Origin of the sequence: Streptomyces flavofungini (assembly GCF_041028215.1) — a bacterium.
GTDB classification, from domain to species: Bacteria; Actinomycetota; Actinomycetes; order Streptomycetales; family Streptomycetaceae; genus Streptomyces; species Streptomyces flavofungini_B.
On sequence record NZ_JASKYR010000923.1, the window covers coordinates 1 to 2,029 of the forward strand.

Annotated in this window: 3 protein-coding genes; 2 read left to right on the forward strand and 1 reads right to left on the reverse strand. The window is 68.4% G+C overall.

Annotated features, from left to right (window positions below):
* Positions 1–26: 26 nt before the first annotated feature.
* Together AB8Z36_RS36585 and AB8Z36_RS36590 are read left to right on the forward strand one after the other, a co-directional pair.
* The gene (locus AB8Z36_RS36585) at positions 27–221 is read left to right on the forward strand and encodes a hypothetical protein (protein WP_369217699.1); all 195 of its coding nucleotides are present in this window, start codon (positions 27–29) and stop codon (positions 219–221) included.
* Between the two features lie 27 nt (positions 222–248).
* Positions 249–440 carry a hypothetical protein gene (locus AB8Z36_RS36590; RefSeq protein WP_369217698.1) on the forward strand — a complete coding sequence of 64 codons (192 nt, stop codon included), beginning with the start codon at positions 249–251 and terminating at the stop codon, positions 438–440.
* Positions 441–521: 81 nt separating this feature from the next.
* On the opposite strand, the gene AB8Z36_RS36595 is transcribed toward AB8Z36_RS36590, so the two are convergent.
* Positions 522–1,943 (reverse strand): GntP family permease, encoded by a 1,422-nt coding sequence (locus tag AB8Z36_RS36595; protein WP_369217700.1) that lies wholly within the window; start codon positions 1,941–1,943, stop codon positions 522–524.
* Between the last annotated feature and the right edge of the window lie 86 nt (positions 1,944–2,029).

Consider the following 2,029-nt stretch of genomic DNA (forward strand, 5'->3'; position numbering starts at 1 on the left):
CCCAAGCGCAGACAAGAGGCAACGCCATGCACACCGGAATCACCTGGGAAGACCCCGCCTGCGGCGAAGGCAACAGCTGCTTCCGCCTCGGCACGGGCACCGAAGGCAACGCCTACATCGCCGTCGCCGGGCAAGAGGACCACCCCCTCACCGACASCCAYGAAGCCCTCCGCACCCTCATCCGCGACATCAAGGCTGGCAAGGCCGACCACCTCCTCTAGCCCTCAGCGGAGACAAGGAGCGAAGCCGTGCATGACATCAAGTGGGAAGAACCGTTCTGCGCTGAAGGCAACAACTGCTTCCGCCTCGGTACCGACACCGACGGCAACGCCTACATCGCCGTAGCCGGACAAGAGAACCACCCCCTCACCGACACCCACGAAGCCCTCCGCGCCCTCGTCCGCGACATCAAGGCGGGGAAGGCCGACCACCTGCTCTAGCCCTCAGCGGGAGGGCCGGGCGCGGCAGAAGGGGGCACCCGGGTGGATTGCCGGGTGCCCCCTTCGTGCGTAACGCAGGCGCTAGACGAAGAGGCTCACCACGGCCGCCACCGCGAAGCCCGCCAGGGAGAGGACCGATTCCAGGACCGTCCAGGTCTTCAGGGTGTCCCGCTCGGAGATGCCGAAGTACTTCGCCACCATCCAGAACCCGCCGTCATTCACGTGCGAGGCGAAGATGGAGCCCGCCGAGATGGCCATGATGACGAGGGCGATGAAGGCCTGGGAGTAGTCGCCCTCGGAGAGGAGGGGGGCCACGATGCCCGCCGTCGTCACGATCGCCACGGTCGCCGAGCCCTGGGCGACGCGCAGGACCAGGGAGAGGAGGTAGGCGAGGACGATGATCGGGAGGCCCACGTCCTGGAACGTGTCCGAGAGGGCGCCCGCGACTCCGCTCGCCTTGAGGACCGCGCCGAAGATGCCGCCCGCACCGACGACCAGGAGGATGTTGCCGACCGGCTTCAGGGACGAGGTCGACACCGTCTCCAGGGACTTGCGGGACCAGCCCCGCCGGATGCCGAGCAGGTAGTACGCCATCAGCAGGGCGATCGTCAGGGCCACGAAGGGGCTGCCGAAGAACTCGATCACCGAGCGGAGGGTCGACGGGTCGAAGGCGATCGAGGAGAACGTGGCCAGGAGGATCAGGAACAGGGGGGTTCCGATGATCGTGAAGACGATGCCCAGCGGCACCGGCTTCTCCCGGGGCTCGACGCCCGCCGCACGCTGCTCGGCGATCACCGCCGACCTGGCTTCCTCCGCCGCCTCGACCATGTCCTGCGGGACCGGGACGAAGATGCGCTTGCCGATCCAGGCCGAGAAGGCCCAGGCGGCGAGCACCGCCGGGATGCCGCAGACGATGCCCATCAGGATGACCCAGCCGAGGTCCACGTGGAGCAGACCGGCGGCGGCCACCGGGCCGGGGTGCGGCGGCAGGAAGGCGTGCGTCATCGACAGGCCCGCGAGGAGCGGGAGGCAGTAGAGCAGGATCGACTTGCCGCTGCGCTTGGCGGCGGCGTACACGATCGGCGCGAGGACGAAGATGCCGACGTCGAAGAAGACCGGGATGCCGAAGATCAGGCCCGTCAGGCCCATGGCGAGCGGCGCGCGCTTCTCGCCGAAGAGGCCGAGGAGGCGGGAGGCCAGGACCTCGGCGCCGCCCGATACCTCCAGGATCGCGCCCAGCATCGTGCCGAGGCCGATGATGATCGCCACATGGCCGAGGATGCCGCCCATGCCCGACTCGATGACCGAGACGGCGTCGGACTTCTGGACGGTGCCGAAGAGTTCGGTGACGGAGAGACCGGCCGAGAGGCCGACGACGATCGAGACCGCGAGCAGCGCCACGAAGGGCTGGAGCCTGATCTTGATGATCAGGAAGAGGAGCAGGACGATGCCGAGCGCGGCTACCGTCAGCAGACCTGCGGTGCCGTCGATCAGAGTAAGTATGCCGCCGGTGTGCGGGGGCGCCTCTGCGGGGGGGGGTGCCCGACTCGATGACCGAGACGGCGTCGGACTTCTGGACGGTGCCGAAG